At 35.7% G+C, this 18,749-nt stretch carries 20 protein-coding genes; 1 reads left to right on the top strand and 19 read right to left on the bottom strand.

Annotated elements, in window-relative coordinates:
* Positions 1-6 precede the first annotated feature (6 nt).
* From DKM50_08525 to DKM50_08440, 18 genes are all read right to left on the bottom strand, one after another.
* Entirely contained in the window at positions 7-1,149 is a 1,143-nt protein-coding gene (locus DKM50_08525) for a transferase (protein PZM79495.1), read from the bottom strand.
* A 103-nt stretch (positions 1,150-1,252) separates the two neighbouring features.
* Positions 1,253-2,044 carry a glycosyltransferase gene (locus DKM50_08520; GenBank protein ID PZM79494.1) on the bottom strand — a complete coding sequence of 264 codons (792 nt, stop codon included), beginning with the start codon at positions 2,042-2,044 and terminating at the stop codon, positions 1,253-1,255.
* Positions 2,041-3,360, bottom strand: coding sequence for a hypothetical protein (locus DKM50_08515; protein PZM79493.1), 1,320 nt, complete (start codon positions 3,358-3,360; stop codon positions 2,041-2,043). Before DKM50_08515 ends, DKM50_08520 begins: the two co-directional genes overlap by 4 nt.
* The gene (locus tag DKM50_08510; protein ID PZM79492.1) at positions 3,357-4,814 is read right to left on the bottom strand and encodes a hypothetical protein; all 1,458 of its coding nucleotides are present in this window, start codon (positions 4,812-4,814) and stop codon (positions 3,357-3,359) included. The genes DKM50_08515 and DKM50_08510 overlap by 4 nt, the downstream gene beginning before the upstream one ends.
* Complete coding sequence (locus tag DKM50_08505) at positions 4,811-6,100, bottom strand: hypothetical protein (GenBank protein ID PZM79491.1); 1,290 nt, start codon at positions 6,098-6,100, stop codon at positions 4,811-4,813. Before DKM50_08505 ends, DKM50_08510 begins: the two co-directional genes overlap by 4 nt.
* A 338-nt stretch (positions 6,101-6,438) precedes the next feature.
* The gene (locus DKM50_08500; protein PZM79490.1) at positions 6,439-6,903 is read right to left on the bottom strand and encodes a hypothetical protein; all 465 of its coding nucleotides are present in this window, start codon (positions 6,901-6,903) and stop codon (positions 6,439-6,441) included.
* Positions 6,890-7,162, bottom strand: coding sequence for a hypothetical protein (locus tag DKM50_08495; GenBank protein ID PZM79489.1), 273 nt, complete (start codon positions 7,160-7,162; stop codon positions 6,890-6,892). Before DKM50_08495 ends, DKM50_08500 begins: the two co-directional genes overlap by 14 nt.
* Before the next feature lie 65 nt (positions 7,163-7,227).
* Complete coding sequence (locus DKM50_08490; protein ID PZM79488.1) at positions 7,228-7,677, bottom strand: hypothetical protein; 450 nt, start codon at positions 7,675-7,677, stop codon at positions 7,228-7,230.
* A 170-nt stretch (positions 7,678-7,847) separates the two neighbouring features.
* Positions 7,848-8,555 carry a hypothetical protein gene (locus DKM50_08485; GenBank protein PZM79487.1) on the bottom strand — a complete coding sequence of 236 codons (708 nt, stop codon included), beginning with the start codon at positions 8,553-8,555 and terminating at the stop codon, positions 7,848-7,850.
* Between the two features lie 50 nt (positions 8,556-8,605).
* On the bottom strand, positions 8,606-9,178 hold the full coding sequence (locus tag DKM50_08480; protein ID PZM79486.1) for a hypothetical protein: 573 nt from the start codon (positions 9,176-9,178) through the stop codon (positions 8,606-8,608).
* Positions 9,179-9,198: 20 nt separating this feature from the next.
* Positions 9,199-9,645: a hypothetical protein gene (locus tag DKM50_08475; GenBank protein ID PZM79485.1), complete on the bottom strand. Its 447-nt coding sequence runs from the start codon at positions 9,643-9,645 to the stop codon at positions 9,199-9,201.
* Positions 9,646-9,754: 109 nt separating this feature from the next.
* Positions 9,755-10,228, bottom strand: a complete 474-nt coding sequence (locus DKM50_08470; protein PZM79484.1) for a hypothetical protein — start codon at positions 10,226-10,228, stop codon at positions 9,755-9,757.
* Entirely contained in the window at positions 10,215-10,421 is a 207-nt protein-coding gene (locus DKM50_08465; protein ID PZM79483.1) for a hypothetical protein, read from the bottom strand. The genes DKM50_08470 and DKM50_08465 overlap by 14 nt, the downstream gene beginning before the upstream one ends.
* 131 nt (positions 10,422-10,552) lie before the next feature.
* Entirely contained in the window at positions 10,553-10,999 is a 447-nt protein-coding gene (locus DKM50_08460) for a hypothetical protein (protein ID PZM79482.1), read from the bottom strand.
* A 152-nt stretch (positions 11,000-11,151) separates the two neighbouring features.
* Positions 11,152-11,721 (bottom strand): hypothetical protein, encoded by a 570-nt coding sequence (locus DKM50_08455; protein ID PZM79481.1) that lies wholly within the window; start codon positions 11,719-11,721, stop codon positions 11,152-11,154.
* Positions 11,711-15,220 carry a hypothetical protein gene (locus DKM50_08450; GenBank protein ID PZM79480.1) on the bottom strand — a complete coding sequence of 1,170 codons (3,510 nt, stop codon included), beginning with the start codon at positions 15,218-15,220 and terminating at the stop codon, positions 11,711-11,713. The genes DKM50_08455 and DKM50_08450 overlap by 11 nt, the downstream gene beginning before the upstream one ends.
* Before the next feature lie 211 nt (positions 15,221-15,431).
* Positions 15,432-15,845, bottom strand: a complete 414-nt coding sequence (locus DKM50_08445; GenBank protein PZM79479.1) for a hemerythrin — start codon at positions 15,843-15,845, stop codon at positions 15,432-15,434.
* A 215-nt stretch (positions 15,846-16,060) separates the two neighbouring features.
* On the bottom strand, positions 16,061-16,516 hold the full coding sequence (locus tag DKM50_08440; GenBank protein PZM79478.1) for a YbhB/YbcL family Raf kinase inhibitor-like protein: 456 nt from the start codon (positions 16,514-16,516) through the stop codon (positions 16,061-16,063).
* 593 nt (positions 16,517-17,109) lie between these two features.
* On the opposite strand from DKM50_08440, the gene DKM50_08435 reads away from it, so the two are divergent.
* Positions 17,110-17,577: a hypothetical protein gene (locus DKM50_08435; GenBank protein ID PZM79477.1), complete on the top strand. Its 468-nt coding sequence runs from the start codon at positions 17,110-17,112 to the stop codon at positions 17,575-17,577.
* A 171-nt stretch (positions 17,578-17,748) separates the two neighbouring features.
* Here the strand turns inward: DKM50_08435 and DKM50_08430 are convergent, their stop codons facing one another.
* Entirely contained in the window at positions 17,749-18,531 is a 783-nt protein-coding gene (locus DKM50_08430; GenBank protein ID PZM79476.1) for a hypothetical protein, read from the bottom strand.
* Between the last annotated feature and the right edge of the window lie 218 nt (positions 18,532-18,749).

Below are 18,749 nucleotides of genomic sequence, written 5' to 3'. Positions count from 1 at the left end.
TCCCCTTTATTCTATAGACTCCAGCAGACTTTCTATGGCTTTATGGATTTCAAAACGCCGATGAAAGCTGTCGACCGCATTCCTACCCATGATTAGTTTTTTCCATCCGGGAATAGTAAGCCACCGCTGAAGAAGCGCGATGGTCCCATCAAGATCATCGCTTTCGATTAATCCGGCATCATCCTGCTTGATCTCCCGCCATATGTTTACCTTATTAGAAATAAGGACCGGTAATCCGCATGCCATGGCTTCAGCAACAACGATACCAAAGTTCTCCTGGTGCGAAGGCAATACAAAAACCTCAGAGGCATAATAGGCGCCCCATTTCAGATCACCGGTTAGCAAGCCTGTCCAGGTAATACGGTTTTCTACTCCGAGCTGGCGTGCGCGTGTAGCGAGTTCTTTTTTCCATCCAACTTGATCCGGCCCTGCTATAACCAATTGAACAGAAGGTTCATTCTGAAAAACCAGAGAGAAAGCATCAATGAGGAGATCGCAGCCCTTCTTCGGATGTATCCTTCCAAGGAACAAAAGTATCTTTTTGCCATGGAGCTCCGGATAATCAGCAAAGAACTTCTTTTTCAAGGTTTCTTTATCTCCCGGGGGGGCTGAAGTACCATAGCTGACCGCCTTTTCATTGCACGAATAAGATCGGAACGACCGTCTTGCCAGCAGGAGTTCTTCTTCACAGGTAAACAGAACAGCCTTGGCATCCTTCAGGACACGTGATTCGGCAAAATGCCAGTAAACCATTTTCTTTAAATGTTTGAGCGGATAATGTTCTTTAAACCACGGGTCCAGCATCCCATGCGTAAATAAATAATAAGGCTTCCCTGAAGCCCGGCATGCTTTCCATACTCCATAGCTGTGATACTGCCAAATACCATGGACAATAATACAATCATAGTTTTTCCCATTATTGATAACCCAAGGAACAAAACGGTTAGAGTACCCATACGTCAGAGTTCCGGGACCAAGCGGATACAGCCGGTAGGGGAAATCTTTTACCCACGAAGCTTGCGGATCGTCAACCGTAGCAACCTCCGTGTTATGTCCGCTGTCCGCCATTATCTTAGCACCCTGAACCAGCGTTTCTACCGGTCCGCCTCCCGCAGGGTTAACTGAAGGTATCACTTGCAAAATATTCATAGAACTCCCTTCTTTCTAAGTTACAAGGAACAGCATTCTTACAATAATTAAGTAATCTTCACATTAACACAATAAAACAACATGGCACTCCCCTGACAGATAATTAACTCGTTACAAGCCGGGATATTCTTCTGCAATAATAGATCAGATTATATTTATAGGTATTTAATAAACGCTTTTTATATCCGGCTACTTCAAATTTTGAAAGAACTCGATTCTTTTCCTCCATATAAACCTGGCTCTGATGGTACTTATTCGAAATTGACTGTCGATGTATACGGAACCGGGCGAGCTCTTTAGGGATATTTCTCAAGGTAGCTCCATAGATAAGCGCATCAGAAAAAAACTCACCATCCCAACAGGTTTTGTTTGTCTCATTGAACATCCCTACGTCAAAAAATACTGCACGTCTCCAAAAAGAGGACTGCTGAGGGATAATACCGATTCCGGATGCCATCATATTGAAATCAACCTTTATAGATTTGTACACTTTTGATCGGGGATTTCTTGTATCATTTCCATATTCATCTATGAATTTAATATCGCCATAGAATATATCAATCTCAGGATGACGCAGGAACAGTTCCGACGCTGTCTCAAACGCACCGGAATTATAAAGATCATCCGAATTAAGATAGGCTAGTATCTCTCCGGTTGATCTCTTAAATCCTTTATTGATAGCATGTGCCGGCCCATTATCAGGCGTCGATTCCCAATAAGCCAGGTGTTTTTCGTATTTTTTTATAATTTCGAGGCTGTTGTCTGTTGACCCTCCGTCGATAATTATATATTCGAGATTAGGGTACTTTTGCCCTATAACCGAATTAATAGTGGCTTCAAGATATTTTCCCTGGTTATAAGATGGCGTTACAATCGATATTTTTGGATAACTCATGAGTATATCACACCTCCTTTCAATGTCTCATTTCGTATAGTTTTTTCAAGCAAAAACACATTTTGTGATTGCGATGAAAAAGATTTCTTCTCCATCGTCATATAAACGGTGAGAAGAACTACGATATAATATGCATCTATTATTTGAACATTCGCGCCAAACGGAGAAAAAAGTATATCCCATAAAAAAGAGAATGATATAAATGCCGCCAAAGGACTGAGCGGTTCGTTCGTAAAATACATTCCGAACAAAACCTTGATAATAAGCACAATAACCGTAAACCAGAATAATGCCCCTAAGAAACCGGCTTCGACCCAAGCCCCGGTAATATGCGAATGGGAAGGGATAAGATTATCTTTATAAATACCGTAATCGTTGATATCATAGCCTTGCCGCCTTAAGTTCACCCACAATTTACGGTACTTCATTCCTTTGTCTTTTGCCCATGAACCATGTCCGATAATCGGCGAATCCTTAATCGCCATCATCGCAGGATATATCTCTTTCCTTCCGCCCAGAATCATAGCAGCCAGTCCGCCCCTGCCCTGCTGGGCTAAGGTTTTGGCTTTCAGGTCATAATTAGTTACAGAATGATCAAGTGCATAACCATACAATACCTTAAATAGATTAAGAAAAAGGAGAACGATAACAACAACCATCCCGGCTTTCTTCCAGCTGAAAGTAGAGATACCACGGTTATGGACAACTATCTGGATGAACAAATATAGTCCAGTAAAGAAAACTATCAGACCTAAAGAACGATACCCTTCAATCAAATGAACAAAAGAAAGAGCTAAAAGAATCAGCGGCCCGGACCATCTTACTTTCTTTACATAAGAATGCTGGCAGAGAGTGACACAGAGCAGTGTAACCGGCAACCCGAACCCGAACTTCCAGACTTGAAAGCGGTTATACTCAGTTGGAAAAAGAAAGAACTCAAGAATTAATCCTGCAACCAGAACTATCGCAAATAGAGTCAGCTGCTTTCTTCTATCGTAAAGAAGAAGATAGAGCGCGCATAAACTTGAAAAGAACATGCTAACTTTAGCCCACCCTCGGGCATAATCCCCGAAAGGAGTTTCTCTAGCAATGTCAGTCACCACCAAAGACAAAAGCCACAGGATACAGAGCATAAGAAGCTGGAAGGGAAATTTCTTAAACGAAAGCCTGTTTCTCTTCGGAAACATATATATAAGATATAAAGACAGAAATAATCCTGAGATATAAAGTTCCCCGACCAGAGAGACTCGAAAGCCTATGAGTAACGGAATAATATATATGATTACAGGAAATTTATTTTCCGGAGCGGTATTCATAATTTACTCTCCTGCACAGGAGCGAGCTTAGCACCCGGATTAACGTTCTTCTTTAAAGAAAAAAGTACAAGCAACCCGGTTTGCTTTACTTTGCTAACGATAATAGCTATCGGCGGCTTATTAACACATTTCGCAAACTCATATAACGTATCTTGTGTAAGTAAAAGCGACTCCTTCATCACAAAGACAGTCATCACTATATCAGCTGACAGAATAGCAAAAGCTACCCCATGAAGGCCCATAAACTTCATAAGCACAATTGCCGCACAAATTGATGAGACCGAGGTAAACAAATACCGTAGAGCAACTCGCTGATGTTTGTTAATTGACAACTGAACCGAAGAACTTACATACCACAAAGCGTTAACCAAAATGGCAAGAAGCATAAGGAGAATAAACGAGTGGTCAGCAGATACCCGACCTCTTGTCCAGAACTGTATAAGGTACTGCCCGGAAAACGAGAGCACAGAGACCATAAAAGCGACCCCCCAGAAAGAAGCTTGAAAAATACGACGGTGAAGATAACGTACCAGCGGTATATTTCCATTTCCGAACGCCATGGAAATCTCAGGGCTAATAGAATTAACCAATATGTTCATCGTCTGAAAAGCCAACCGGGTAACAGTACGTATAGTAGAAAAGATAACTGCCGCGACCGGTCCGAGAACAATATTTATGGCGATAACCATACCCTGAAGCGTAATAATCTGCCCAGCTGGAAAAGCCATGAACCAGAAAGCCGGTTTAACAAATTCTTTGACAATAGATAATCTTGCAGCGCCAAATCCGAAGCTTACCCACGAATACGACCTGCGAAGATTGAGGTACATCCCGACAGCGCCAATAGCCATAACCGAAAAGAAAATCAGGGCAGCATATGGAGGTTGAGCACCATTGATAACAGCAAGGGTTAAAGCGAAAAAGGCAGAAAACCTTATAGTATTGAGAATAAAGATTCCTTTGGCGTATTTTTTTTCAGCCCGGTAAGCGGCAGCCATAAGAACGATTTGCAAACTCACAAGAATTTGAAGCATCAGAAAAAACAGGACAAATTGAATATCATATGCCGACATGATTTTTATATGAAAAACCGGTCCTAGCGGGAACAACTTCATAACCAGCACTGAACACAGTATGATAATCATAGAGATACCCGAAATGAGCACCCAGGAAGATTGGAATACGGACAGAGCTTTTTTCCTCTCGCCACGAGCAACAAGCATAATCATTTCGTTCCCCGCAACACTACCGAACCCGATATCGCTCAAAGATAAATACGAAGGGATAGCACTGAGGACCAACCATTCTCCATAAAGATTAATACCCCAAAAACCAAGAAAAACCGGAACACTGACAATCTGAATTATAATTGTGATAATCTGTCCGAAAGCATTAGCCCCGACCCCGTACATGAGTCGCCGGACGAGTGATTGCTGCTCCGGCACACCGGTCATGTTGCCTTACCATATACAGGAATATTAGCGGAAACCCGGGGTTCTTCAATGTGATCAGTATCTGGTCTATCCAGCAGCTGATTAATAATCAATTCGAACCGGAGAGAGATCTTCTGCCTGTCAAAAGTTTTTTCGGCATATAATCTTCCATTTCTAGCCATGGTATCCCTTAAGGAATTATCCAGTCTTAACCGCTGAGCTGCCGCAAGAAAAGAATCGATATCTTCAGGATAGACAACAATACCTGCCTGGTTCTGTGAAACAATTTTTGCAACAAGGTTCTCTTTGGAAACAGCCAGAAGCAAGGGACGAGCTGCACATAAATAACTCAAGACTTTTGAAGGGACGCAGAATTCACTGGCATCCTTATTAAGGATGGAAATAAGCACATCAGCCGTTGCAAGTACCTCAGGGAAACTATCAAACGGCTGGAAATTAAATATTATAAGGTTATCTAATTGATAATCTACCTTCTTTATTTTTAGCCATTCGGCTCCCATTTTTTCTGAGACAACTATGATACGGACATCTCTATCATTCTTGAAATGTAAGGCGAGCTTAAGAAGCAGCTCGGGATTATGTTTCATACCAAGCGTCCCGGAATAAAGGAAACAGAACTTATTACTGAGCCCATGCTTGCACGCCCATGGATTCGTCTTATCTTTAACAGGAAGTTTTTTTATAACAGCCCAGTTAGGAATTGTAACCACTTTACCCTCGGCTACGTTCCACTTTCTCAATACTTCATTAAAATCTTCAGAAATGGTAACAACAGCTTTTGAACGATGGACGACTTTCATCTCCATTCGCTCCATCCAAAGTGCGATCCATTTGCCCATCATCCCAATCCGCAATGGCAATATCCTTTTTGCAGCTATACTGATAATGTCCTGGAACCAAAAAATCGATTGCACATCACTTTTCTTAGCCCATTTCGAAATTTTTCGTTGGGCAAAAAGCGGCGTAGTCGATGAAATTATCAAATCAGGCTTCCATTTTCTCAACAAAGATACGACTTTATCTCCATAGGTACTCTCTTGGAAAAAACGAAGCAGAAATAATTCTTTTTTCACTTCCTGGCACACTATGTTTTTGACTTTGAATAACGAATGGCGTTTCTTCATCTGTGCATTAGGGCTTTTACAGGATGAAGTATAAATGTAGAGAACTTTGTACCCCTTCTCGCTTAAGCATTCACTCAGATCAAAAGAAAAAGGATGTCCGCCGTAATCATGGACCGCAACACGCAGCTTGTCTGTTTTATTATTTTTTAAGTTATTATTCATACAACCTTTTCCCAAAGCAGTCAGTAGTTCATTTATACATTATATTATAATATTCTACTATTGAATGCGGAATGCATTTTAGCAGAAATATATATTTAAGCAACTACTTTTTTGCAAGTGGAGAAAAAGGCATTTCAGATGTGGTGTCCATGGGATTCAGATTCATGCTGTCCAGGTAATTCAGATTGAAACTGTCCAGTTTTTTGGGGTTGATCTTGCTCCGGCAATCAGCACCCTTCCATCTTGTAATAATGTCGCAGTATTTATTTTCATATCTGCTTTATTCTGCTCACATTAATTTCCCATTTCGGCGTGTCCAGTTTTTCGGGGTAAGATCATTATTTCTTTAATTTAAAGCATTTTTTTATGCAAAAAGCCAGAAAGATAATAATATTTACTGTAATAAAAGAAACCGCAAACAATGGCATTATAATTAAAAAAGAAAACGGCCCGAGTAAATATATAATTACAGTAATTACCAATAAAACTAATAATATTTTTAGTAATAAATAATTATTGCAATCTAATTTCTCTTCTATAAGAAATATTTTTTTCAATTGAATAAAATATCCTTCTATAACAGCTAATGAAATGATTATCGGATTAATAAAATACCACAACAAAGAATATCGATTAAAATGCAACTTAAAATCTCTAAACAAGGTGGTTATATATTCTTTTAGATCTAGGGGTTTGATTGAGTCATAATTGGACCAACCAAATAATAGTAATTGATATAGTAAGAAAATAAATACTAATATGAATAAAATTTTTAGCCATATCACCTTTCTAGATATTATCATTTAAATATATCTCCTTTATTTTTCGTAAAACCGTAGGCTCATAAAACATCCCGCCATGGAAGGTATTAATAATATAGTTATTTATTAACGGATAATTTATTGCTTCTCCTTGAGCAATATTTACAATATCAATCCAACTCCAGATATTGTTCCAATGATCTACATTTATTGGAACTGCAGCTTCCTCATACCGGGCTTTTATATAAGCCAGATTTGTAGCTCCTTTATTTTTTTTTGGAATATTATCATCGGACAACATTCCAGTATATTAATGTCGAGCCTTCGTTTGTTTATGCGAAAACAATTGGCCCCCCAACAATACAATTAACCATTTTTCATCCCGACTTTATTACTCAAATGCTTAAGGAATAAACCTATTGAAAACATAGCAGCTAAAATAATAATAGGAATACCTATAAGACAAAATACTATTGGCCCACTCAGATAAATAAATACTAATCCTCCAATAAAAAATATAAGTTTTACGACCTTTTTTTTAATCGATCTTTTTTTTATATCATCATAAGCTCTTTTAATAATTATTCTTTGAAAAACTACCAGAGCTATCATTAAAGGAAGCATAATATTTGAAAAAATAAAAGCTATTGAAAAATTCTTTAAATCTCCCCAAAAAATACGAGCATACACAGCCAATTCTAATGGCTTAATCGAATCTTCATAATTTGACCATAAATACATTATGAAATGGTAAATAATCAGAGTTATAAAGAAAATTTTCATAAAAAGCATAATTTTTTTTCTGTATCTATGCATTAATATATCTCCTTAATTCTATTTAATATTTGGGTATCACAAAACATACCGCTGCGTGGCACATTTATCTGATAATTTTTGATCAATCAATATCATAGGCGTCATATCAGGCGCCAGGAGTAGGTAATCATTGGCCATTTACGGATATCTCCTTTATTTTTTTGAGGATATCAGTGTAAACTGTAAACATAGCTACATCTAAATATCATGTTAATGGTATTGTTATAGGATTGATTTAATCGATACCATACGATATGTTCTCCGAACAAAATAATAATTATTATCATGATAAAAAATATTTTCGTAGTTACCTGGCAATTCAAAATGTCATCTTTGACTCTATGAAATAGCAAGGAATATTTGTTGTATTTTCGCCAAACGATTTCATTAATTTTTATTAATGACGAAATTACTAAATACATATCTAACATTAAATTAGTCCAAAACAGCAAAGATAAAATAATAACAAATAGCCAAACCGGTTCGAACGCAGATATCAAAAAAATAGAGAGAAAATAAAGAACTATTCTAAACCCTAACTTCTTAGCTCTATCTTTTTTTATTAATTCCAAAGGCTTTCCTTCTAAGCTACTCCATTTTTTAATCTTCTTTATAATCACTATTTTTACCAGAATAACTGACATCATAGCTGGCAAAATAATATCTTGATCAATTAAATCAAAAAAAATTCTCTGATGAAAATATAATTTATATTCATTGATCCTGCTGCTAATATGGTCTACGATACTTACCGATGAAGATAAAAAAACAATAAAATGATAAGTGATAAATGTGAATAATGTCAGTGTAACCATTATAAAGAATAGCTCTCTGATAAATAATTCAATATTTGAATAATTATTTTTTCTAATTATCATGATTATATATTTCCTTTATTTTCTCCAAGATATTATTTTGTAAACAACATTTAGATTTGCACTCTTCCCCAAGTCAGATATTCGCCACAAATAACATATATCAAGAATAAACATGCTATAGCTATTGGCTTTATTCCCTTATAAGGCACAAAAAGGTCATCATATATCTGTTTAATAAGCCTGTGATGGCTTGCCAGGATAACCAAAAACACAATATCAGTAATTATTGCCGGCTTTATAATTACTATTAACGCCAAAAAGCTGATCACAATAGGATCGAGCATAAACAGCAAAAACACCAATACCAATAAAACAACCTGCATCAGTATTTTAAGTGTAGAACTTCTTTCTTTTTTATTATATTCAGGAATAATCAATAAAAACATAGTATATATCTTGATAAAAAAATATGAAAAGATAAAAGGAATAATAAAATCCATCTCAATTGTGTAAAAAAAACCATCAAAATTTTTGTAATCATTAATATGTGAACTGATATATAGCGAAAACCCATCAGTAACTATGCGTGTGATATTAAATGCTAAAACTACTATAATAGTGTTAATTACAATAGACTTTGTATACCTTACAAAAAAAACATTATTAATAGTTTTATTGACCATTTACGTATATCTCCTAGCCATTATTCAGGAATCTTTTTTAAGCTTTTTGAGGCAAGAGGAATCGCCAACAATACAGTAACAGCAACAATAAACGGCAGCACCACAACAAAAAAAACTATAGGTCCACAGAAATAAATTAATAAGAATCCCAGAGTAGCCAGCAATACTTTTAAAGTTAACCGGGCATGATGGTTCGTTAGTTTGTTGCTATCTAGGAAATATCTATTTCCTGTTAGTATAATCTCAAAAATAAACATCGAAATAATTAAGGGAAACAACAGTGATTCCAAAAAAATTTTAAAAAAATGTTGTTTTAAATCGCCAAAAAACACATTAATATATTCCACTATATCAAGAGATTTCGCATCATCATAATTTGACCATAAAAATAACATAATATTAAACAATATAAAATTTATAAAAAATATTTTTACAAAAAATATAACTTCTTTTTTATATCTAGTCATGATTATATATCTCCTTTATTTTTCGTAAAACCGTAGGTTCATAAAACATCCCGCCATGAAGTATCTTTATTCACCGGCATATCTACTATTTACTTTAATATCTGATAAGTTATTTATGATTCAGGCTCTTCGCTTTTCGGTAACAAAAGAAAATGCCTAAACCAATATTAGCTATAGCAAAAAATTTAAAAAAGTCCTGGATAAAAAAGTAAAAAACAATCGGTCCACAAAAATATATAAATATAATAAATATTAATATAAACAAAATAAGTTTGAAAGTAATCCTGTTTTTATTCTTCTTTGAAAGCCCATCTTTGTTCTTTTTAAAAAAATAATTATTTAACAAATCTATTTCTATTATAAATAAAGATATTACCAAAGGAGATAAAAAATCTACTTTTATCTTAATAAAATTAAAAGATGATTTATAATCGCTAATAATAGTTTTTATATAATTAATTAAATCCAATGACGCAGCGCCATCATAGTCAGACCAACTAAAAAGTATTAAATGATATGCAATAAATGTAAATAAAACAAAAAGGAAACCCTTTAACCAAATACGATTTTTAGTTATTTTCATTTAAATACAACTCCTTAACTTTTTTTAGGATCTTAGGATCATAAAACATTCCTGAATGAGACACATTGACTACGTAATTATCGATCAAAGGGTATTTTATTTCTTCTCCTTGAGCGATATTGAGAGTATCAATTCTACTCCAAATATTGTTCCAATGATCTACATTTATTGGAACACGCTGCAGCTTCCTCATACCGGGCTTTTATATAAGCCAGATTTGTAGCTCCTTTATTTTTTTTTGGAATATTATCATCGGACAACATTCCAGTATATTAATGTCTAGCCTTCGTTTGTTTATACGAAAACAATTAGTCCCAACAATAATTAACTATTTTTCGTCCCGGCTTTATTGCTCAAATGCTTAAGGAATAAAGCGATTGAAAACATTGCAGCTAAAATAATAATAGGAATACCTATAAGATAGAATACGATTGGGCCGCAGAAATAAATAAATATATAGCTACAAATAAAAATTAATATCTTTATGATACTACTTTTTTTTGAAGTATTAGAAATATTATTAGAATCTATCTTGATAAATTCTCGGACAAAAAATATTACAGCAATCATCATAGGAAGCAAAATGTTAAAGAATAGTATTATTCCTGAAAATCGTTTAAAATCCCCCCAAAGAATTCGAATATATTCAGCAATATCAAGGGGCTTAATGGAATCATAATTTGACCATAAATACATCATAAAATGATAAATAATCAGCGTTATAAAAAAAAATTTCACAAAAAGTATAATTTCTTTTCTGTATTTATTCATTGATACAACTCCTTAACTTTTTTTAATATTTGGGTATCATAAAACATACCGCTATGTGGCATATTTATCTGATAATTTCCGATCAATGCCATAGATGCCCTGTCAGTCGCCATAAGCAGGCAATCAATGTCTAAATAGCAGTATGTTATTAATTATCGCGACCTCATTAATAATGCTAAAGTGAAAGCTGTAGAAACGAAAAACACTATGTGAATAAGATAAAAACCTTTAACAAACATCCAGATTAATATCATAACTGAAGCCAGATAAATTGGTATCCCCCAAATTATGACAAGTATTCCGATAACTGGAATAGAAATCCCTAAAATAATTGCAAAAAAACCCCTGATAGATTTCTTTGAAATTCTTACAAATAGCGCTTTGTCGTTATTAGCTGTAGGATTATTTGTCTTAAACTTTTTTAAAATAAATGCAAAGGAAATGACAATCAAATATAATTCAGCGAACATAATGCCGTGATTAATGGAATACTTTATACCATCAATGTTTATCAATGATAGGTTTTCTTTAAAAGCTCCGATAAAAGAGGGGTTATTATCTGAGATGCCTAAAGTAAAAAATACAATTCCTAAATAGTATGCAATAGGTACTGCCAGAATCACAGTCATTATATTCCTTATTAAATAAATTATTATTTTTTTTTTAATTAATATAAGTTTAATTATGGAAGATATGTTTAAATTGTCTTTTTCATTGGCCATTTACGTATATCTCCTTTATTTTTTTGAGGATATCAGGATTATATAACATACCTGAATGATAAACATTTATTTGACTATTCATAGCTTCATCGATAGATCCTCCTATAAAATAAGGGCCTACATAAGGATCAATCGTACTATAAATATTATTCCATTTTGTTACATTAGATGGATAAAAATCCTTGTACTTATCTAAATCTGTAAATTTCTTAAAGCCGCTGATTGGAGAACCAAGAGTTACAAAATTATAAATATTTATTTCGTGATGTTCCATCGAGAGTTCATGCAAAACCTCGAATATTATCTGACTCCCTAAGCTATGTGCTATAATATTTAGTTTTTTATCAGGGTCTTTAATATAATGATCATAGGCATCAATTATTTGATTTTTAACGAGATATTTTATTTTTATATACTGGGAACCTGTACTTCTATTCCAGATATTATAATAATCAAGTAATGACCCATATTCAGTATCATCTATTCCGTCATTAACTATTGAATTTTTGTAATTCCATACAATAGGAACCAATGTTTCATTATTATTAGGGAATATCATATCATAAAATTTTTCATTATAATCACCATTTGCTGACGTATCCCTTGCCCCTATGCCATGAACAATTAATGTTACATTTGATTCTCCATAATATTTCAGAGAGTTTATTTCATCATTATAAGATGCTGTAAAAATATTATAATTAGGGACCAAGCTGTCACTTGTTCGTAAGACCCCGGCTGCCAGACTATCGCCTTTTAAGATATCGATTCCCTGATTAGCGGCTTCTGTCCTTAGCTCTATGGCAGGTTTGATAATATTGATCAATCTGGCGGCTTTGTTGTCCGAATAGCTCGTTGCCTCAACAGCATTGGGGTTGACCGTATTAAGATAAAACATGGCTGTCCTAAAATCGCTTTCGTCTATATCTTTTAAGGTCGAATATAGATCTTGATTCCCCAGCAATCCCACAAAATCCCTGATTAGCGATTGACCGGAATCATCCGGTCCATATTTCGCGGCGTCAAAGATATACCCGATATACCGATCTATTTCGTATTTGAAATTGAAATCACTTTTACACATTTCTACGATCAAGCTTCTTAATTTTTCCATATTTCTGCTATAAATTTCCGGTGCATATTTGTATTCATAGTCATTCTCATAATATTTTTTCAGGACCGCCTGTGCCATTATCCCCCATAACTCAGGCTCGAACCCGGAACTCTGGGAGAAATCTTCAAATGCATAGAAGTTTCCGCAGTGATCTAAGACCGTACCTGTTCTTTCGAGCAGCCCCTGCCCGTTCTTCTCCATTACGTCCCAGTCAAAAATCGCGTTCAAAGTATCGCTGCCATCTAACATCGGACTACCTGACAGGCTCAGGGTATTTGTTCCCGCCCCTGTTTTAAACATGGACTTGTTGACAATATCAGTGATTTTTATGGTGCCCATATATGATTGATAAATAGTGACAGGGTCTACATAATTAGTGCTTTTGGTAGTAACCGAACTTGAATTTACCGAATAGTCTTTCAGCAAATCCCCTGTCTGATAACCTTTTTTATTTATATCGGTCAAAAAATCTCCAAACCCGAATTTAGTGTTGTTAAAAACAATCTCCGTACTGATAAGGTTGCCCTGTCTAGGCTGCACCGAAGACACAGCCAGGGTATCCGTACCAACCACGATTGATATTGTTACTTTATCGCCATCTTTTAGATTATTATAATATTTTTTTGCATCAATATAAACATTATTTTCTCCCAGATCAATATCAATGTTATCAACTATTTCAGTCACACCATTGCAAACAAGCAATACCTTGCAGGTAAACGGGCTATTGCTTTTGCATGTAATATTGGCAATGCTCCCTTCGGTTTTGGTTACCAGCGAAGATGCTTTGCAGTCAGTGAATTTATAGACATCACCAATAGCTTTTCCGGCAGTCACATATTTCCTCATAACGCCATCAGTAAGATATCCTTGTTTCTGCAGTCTGCATAAATCGGCATAACTCATATTTATCCCTGGCAGCTTATCGAGGTTGCAGGACAGCTTATCTATGACCGCTACATTATCGGGAAAAATAAGCTTGGACCAACTTATGGTTACGTCTTTGTACCCACTCCTTATCAGAACATCTGCTTTTGAGAATATATTCTTTTCTGCTGTAAAAAAATCAGGCGCAGACAACTTGCTTAACTTGTATATCTGATACAATTCATATAGCGGCACATTAACGATACCAATCCCAGCTTTAACATTCCAGATACTATCCCCTGCGGGAATCTTCATCACTGCATAAAAAAAGCTTTCGTCACCATTAAAAAGATCGCTATCAACAGAAAAGCTATCAGATATCAATCCTCTTGATACCATCGTATCTTTATAAAGATGAGACATATCTTCATAATGCTTCTGAGTCAGAATAGCAAGCACTTCGTCCGTAAGACATCCGGATTTTTCCATCTTTTCCAATTGAAAAAAAGCTAGATATATATTCCTGACTTGGTTCTGGATGTTATATAGTTTATCAATTACTGCTTTGTTGCTCGGACTATAATAGTCAGGGTATGCTATATCCCGATATCCACACTGCTGCAATCTGATCATTTTGTTGGCATATTCAAAATAGGTATAATCAAATTTGTCCTGGTTGTACAGATCAACATAATACGAGAATGGCTTGGTCATTATATGCTTAAATCGTGAAGAATACCCATGCAACAACATATTTATCACATTTTGTTCTGCCATTGTTGTATAATAATCTGTCTCAGCAAAACCTTTATAACCTTTTGCTTTTGTCAACATATCCACCGCTGTCAATATATCGAGATAATCCTTATCCAACTTACCTTGACTCTGAACGTATGTCATTTTGCTAAAAGATTCACTAATTCCTAAAACATATTCGCCATATCCAAACAGCGCATCGATCACAGCAGCCTCATCGGTATTGTACATTTCCTGAACCGTGATACCTTTGTATCCGTTAACTTCTATTTGGTTGATCTTAGTGAGGAGGTCGGCTCTTGTCACAGTAGATGAAATTATCGTTTCTTTATCTATAGTAGGAACTGGAATTGGCGTTGGCACTATTGTCCTCATATCCACTATCTTATTCAGTTCTTCGACATCTTCATCCATTTTTTCCCGATAAAGGGCATTGGACAAGGCCAGTGCTGCCTGGGCACACATATTGACCGTTACGCCTTTCAGCCTGTCATTCATGGGACTATTGCCGCTCAGAAAAACAAGCCTCAGGGTGATGTTGTGTCCTTTGCACACCTTGAAAATATGCTGGTCTCCATAAGGGAAATACCGTTCGTCTTTATGCTCGTAGGTCATAGCCATGACGAAGTCGGTCTGTTTCTCATAATAAGCTGGAAGTTCGATGTCGAAGGTGCTGAGATCGAGCCGAAATATTCCGTCTTTATCCACTGTCAAATAGACGGCGAGTTTCTCATATCCCAGCAGTAGAAGATAGTCTCTCATCTTCTCGCTGATTTCTACCCGGTTGGTACTATATGAAATCGACTTAATGAAACTGCTTAGTATTTCGGTATAGTCAATCTCGGTGGTCAGCCAATTGCGTAAAAGGTGAAAAGTGATCGTATCGGTGGCATAAAAGTACCTGGGAAAAAGTACATAAATTAAGCATAAATACCATAAATGCTAACAACATCGTATAAGCTTGTACCTGTTATTAGCCGGGAATCATGTCATTCTCTTGAAAATACGTAGAATACTGTTTGTCCATAATAAATATATGGCTTATCAGCCAATTCTTGATGAACTTTAGCAGTTCTATTGTCGGCTGAATATCATCATTATTAAAAGCTTTCTGAAAATCTACTATTTCCATAATAAATTTGTCATGTACCAACTTATGTTCTTCGTAGTATGGATAATCATGTTTATGGAGAAAAGTTTCTTCAGTAGAGAAATGATATTTGGTATAGTTCAAAAATTCCGCCAGGACTTTCGACAATGTCTTTTTATTGATCGATTTGTCTACTCCCCGATAAAAATTATTTATTAGTTCAAAAAGCTCTTTGTGTTGTTCATTAATGTTAGCGACGTTCAAGCTATAGGTATCATTCCACACAATAAAATCCATACAAAATACTCCTTTAAAAGCATAAGTATCTTATACCGAAACCAATCAGGCTTTCGTTCTATCTGCCTTAACCCGGATTTTGCAAAGAATTAAGGCTATAAATATTCAGAATAAAAATTAGTTTGAGTATAGATTTAGTTTTATTATCGGTAATTTTTCAAATCATTTAAAACATTTATCTTTAGCACCCTCAATTTGGAGAAAAAAAGGAAGTATCAGTACAAACCGACAAGCTGTCCCTGGTCTAAGATATGACCTTTCATTTCCTTTAACAGAAGATCTTTGGTTGCAGTGTATTCTTCCATACTTAATTCAGCATCAAGGGCATAAAGTGTGAACTGGTACCGATGAACGGTTTTGGAGGAACAAGGGCCGGTATAGCCGACTCTATGGAAATCATTAACTCCCTGACTTACCCCATCTTCAAGAAACTGCTGTTGCGGTATTCCATCTCTCAAACCTCTCAGGCTCACAGGAAGATCAAAAATAATCCAGTGAGTTTTCGGCCCGTCAGGATCATCGATATCCTCACACAGGATAGCAAGCTTTCTCGTACTCTCCGGGAGTGCGGACCATACAAGAGGAGGAGAAGCGTCATCTCCGTCACAGGTATACTTGCGAGGGATTAATTCGCCATTCTCAAAAGCAGTACTGATAAATTCAATATCCATAGTCCCTCCCTGCCATCAATGTTGCGGGGATTATAATACCAGGACCGGGGGATGTCACGCCCGAAGTTACAGGCAAAGTTTGCGTCGATTGTTAGATCTTGTTATTCCTTGTTATAAATTGCGTTGTGGCTTCCAGACAATTTTTCCTGGTTCGACTTCAGCAACAGGTTCTTGGTTGCTATTTGCTTCACTAACCGAGCAATTATTTCGCTGTCTGACATATCCTCTTCTCCATTTTTAGTCTGTGATACCACCTAACGCACCTCCTCTTTCATGATCTAACTATTATCCTAAAGTTGATATATTAACAAAACAATTTATTATATTGTTGAATTATCGCAAATACAGAACAAACTCTTGCATCGATAATTTACATTATTTGAATTATTAATATACATCAAGGAATTGAAAGAGGCCTAATTAATTAATATGTTAATGGCATAGTGTTTAATAGATTAAGCTTTGTGATATACTTATAATTAAATCAATGTACTTTTCGAAAAGTATACATTACTACCCCGCGCTACGCGCGGGGTAGTAATGTTAAAAACCCGAAAACCTTATTGGTTTGGATATAAATTGGAGGTATCTATATGAACTTTGGAGAAATGATTAAGCATTACAGGACAAAAGAGTATTCCAGGGTTAAGGCCTTCGCCCCGCTCAAGTCAAATGAGCTGGCAAAACTGCTCGGCGTAACTCCAGCATTTATTACGAACGTGGAAACAAAAGGACTTAAGTTTTCTGAAGATATTCTTAGAAAATTCGCAGATTTATACAAGATGGATGAGTTGGAATTCGCACAAATACTACTTCAGCGGGAAATAGAGCAATACTCTGATTCACGGTGCAAAAAAACGCTCAAAAATTTCATAAAAATGATCCCTTTATATAAGAAATGCCTCAGCGGTGAGATTAAAATGGAATTAGAAAAGCCAGATAAAATTGACGATATCCACGAGACCCTTAAAGCAATCAACAGGATAGAGGACAAAAATATCCGTGATTTTCTCAAAGCTGATGTGGAATATATCGTGCGTAAACAGAATCTATTCAAGTAGAACATCGCCGAGTGGGCAAGCTTTCTTTTGCATATAGCTTCTTTAATCGTAGTATATTTGTATGCTGCTACCGGGACCTAAATGGTCCGCATTAACAATCTCCGGCGGATCTACATAGAAGAGGTTCCCTGCCTGCGGCAGAAAGGATATGGAGGGATTGTAGAATATTGGTTAAACATCTACTGTGTCATAGGAAAAACTGTCATATACATTTGCGGGTATCAACATCGCAGGTTTTTTTAGTTTTACCATCAAGATATTTTCTCGGAGGATTATCTCAAAGTCGTCACACAACTCTGGGCAATAAACAGATCCTATGATGCCAGTATTACCTGATCGAGAATCACCATAGTAAGTGGATAGTTTATAAAACTTTTCTTCATAACCGATAAATCTTTCATCAGCAACTATCTTAACATATTTTGGTTTCTCAAAAACATAATTTAAAAAAGAGAAAGCTAAAGGTTTATTTAATCTTAAGGTGAATTCAGAGCCTTCCGGCACGTTGGTGCTCCGGATTACTGGGACATGACCACTTCCAGTTATTATTGTTCCGTTAGTTGAGCCCATATCTCTAACAGTATAAATATCATCTCCATTTCTTAATATTTCACAGTGTATATTAGAAATGCCCTTATCCTTAATTTGAGTGTGGTAATCTCCTATTAGGAAATTAGTTGAATATGGGTCTCTTCCTAGCCTTATAACTTGATTCTGTTGCACTTCGAATTTTGTGGTATCTCTGTATTCGCCGTTACTACCAATAATGGTCATGATATGTTTTTCCCCCTGCAATTGAATTCTGAGAAAAACATCCGGCCTTAATTTTACAATTAAAGGATGCTGTCTATTGACTTCCAACCCTGTTATTTCTTCGAAATTAAGGAACTGCTTTATATATTTAAGGATTAGACCTGAATATCCTCCTATTATTTTGCCGCTAAATATAATCATTGAAGGCTCCTGAATCTATTACGTTCATGCATTAATTATAAGATAATTTTTGTATTGTTAGGCATTCTTCTTATTCTACTTTATCGTAAGACTAAGAAAAAGATTGCACTTTCAACGCGACGCCAATTCCTAAATAGAAAAATGGAACAGAGAAAAAGGGGAACAAAAGGTAAAGCATATCAAATTTTAAAGCTAATTACCCGAAGACATAAAGATAT

The sequence above is a fragment of the Candidatus Margulisiibacteriota bacterium genome (assembly GCA_003242895.1).
Lineage (GTDB): Bacteria > Margulisbacteria > Riflemargulisbacteria > GWF2-39-127 > GWF2-39-127 > GWF2-39-127.
This window is presented reverse-complemented; position numbering and strand designations above follow the sequence as displayed.

Bases quoted from the DNA above. Each gene is read 5' to 3' on its own strand.
- DKM50_08515 (PZM79493.1), bottom strand. From the start codon at position 3,360: ATGAATACCGCTCCGGAAAATAAATTTCCTGTAATCATATATATTATT.
- DKM50_08450 (PZM79480.1), bottom strand. From the start codon at position 15,220: ATGAGAGACTATCTTCTACTGCTGGGATATGAGAAACTCGCCGTCTAT.
- DKM50_08445 (PZM79479.1), bottom strand. From the start codon at position 15,845: ATGGATTTTATTGTGTGGAATGATACCTATAGCTTGAACGTCGCTAAC.
- DKM50_08510 (PZM79492.1), bottom strand. From the start codon at position 4,814: ATGACCGGTGTGCCGGAGCAGCAATCACTCGTCCGGCGACTCATGTAC.
- DKM50_08430 (PZM79476.1), bottom strand. From the start codon at position 18,531: ATGATTATATTTAGCGGCAAAATAATAGGAGGATATTCAGGTCTAATC.
- DKM50_08480 (PZM79486.1), bottom strand. From the start codon at position 9,178: ATGGTCAATAAAACTATTAATAATGTTTTTTTTGTAAGGTATACAAAG.
- DKM50_08460 (PZM79482.1), bottom strand. From the start codon at position 10,999: ATGAATAAATACAGAAAAGAAATTATACTTTTTGTGAAATTTTTTTTT.
- DKM50_08500 (PZM79490.1), bottom strand. From the start codon at position 6,903: ATGATAATATCTAGAAAGGTGATATGGCTAAAAATTTTATTCATATTA.
- DKM50_08495 (PZM79489.1), bottom strand. From the start codon at position 7,162: ATGTTGTCCGATGATAATATTCCAAAAAAAAATAAAGGAGCTACAAAT.
- DKM50_08435 (PZM79477.1), top strand. From the start codon at position 17,110: ATGAACTTTGGAGAAATGATTAAGCATTACAGGACAAAAGAGTATTCC.
- DKM50_08490 (PZM79488.1), bottom strand. From the start codon at position 7,677: ATGCATAGATACAGAAAAAAAATTATGCTTTTTATGAAAATTTTCTTT.
- DKM50_08485 (PZM79487.1), bottom strand. From the start codon at position 8,555: ATGATAATTAGAAAAAATAATTATTCAAATATTGAATTATTTATCAGA.
- DKM50_08525 (PZM79495.1), bottom strand. From the start codon at position 1,149: ATGAATATTTTGCAAGTGATACCTTCAGTTAACCCTGCGGGAGGCGGA.
- DKM50_08520 (PZM79494.1), bottom strand. From the start codon at position 2,044: ATGAGTTATCCAAAAATATCGATTGTAACGCCATCTTATAACCAGGGA.
- DKM50_08470 (PZM79484.1), bottom strand. From the start codon at position 10,228: ATGAAAATAACTAAAAATCGTATTTGGTTAAAGGGTTTCCTTTTTGTT.
- DKM50_08440 (PZM79478.1), bottom strand. From the start codon at position 16,516: ATGGATATTGAATTTATCAGTACTGCTTTTGAGAATGGCGAATTAATC.
- DKM50_08475 (PZM79485.1), bottom strand. From the start codon at position 9,645: ATGACTAGATATAAAAAAGAAGTTATATTTTTTGTAAAAATATTTTTT.
- DKM50_08465 (PZM79483.1), bottom strand. From the start codon at position 10,421: ATGAGGAAGCTGCAGCGTGTTCCAATAAATGTAGATCATTGGAACAAT.
- DKM50_08505 (PZM79491.1), bottom strand. From the start codon at position 6,100: ATGAATAATAACTTAAAAAATAATAAAACAGACAAGCTGCGTGTTGCG.
- DKM50_08455 (PZM79481.1), bottom strand. From the start codon at position 11,721: ATGGCCAATGAAAAAGACAATTTAAACATATCTTCCATAATTAAACTT.